Genomic DNA, 339 nt, shown 5'->3' with positions numbered 1-339 from the left:
ACTTAAGGGCTAGTCCCCGTTCGCTCGCCACTACTAAGGGAATCTCGGTTGATTTCTTTTCCTCAGGGTACTTAGATGTTTCAGTTCCCCTGGTTCGCCTCTTGCACCTATGTATTCAGTACAAGATAACCATCTTATGATGGCTGGGTTCCCCCATTCAGACATCTCCGGATCAAAGTCTGTTTGCCGACTCCCCGAAGCTTTTCGCAGGCTACCACGTCTTTCATCGCCTCTGACTGCCAAGGCATCCACCGTATGCGCTTCTTCACTTGACCATATAACCCCAAGCAATCTGGTTATACTATGAAGACGACATTCGCCGAAAATTCGATTGTGCTC

The 339-nt window shown here is 48.7% G+C and carries 1 rRNA gene; it reads right to left on the bottom strand.

The features are described from left to right. Positions 1-275 (bottom strand): 23S ribosomal RNA (locus ACM6I6_RS26220); the annotation flags it as partial. Positions 276-339: the final 64 nt, after the last annotated feature.

The organism is Pseudomonas sp. IT-P218, assembly GCF_949767605.1.
Classification (GTDB): domain Bacteria; phylum Pseudomonadota; class Gammaproteobacteria; order Pseudomonadales; family Pseudomonadaceae; genus Aquipseudomonas; species Aquipseudomonas putida_AE.
This window is presented reverse-complemented; position numbering and strand designations above follow the sequence as displayed.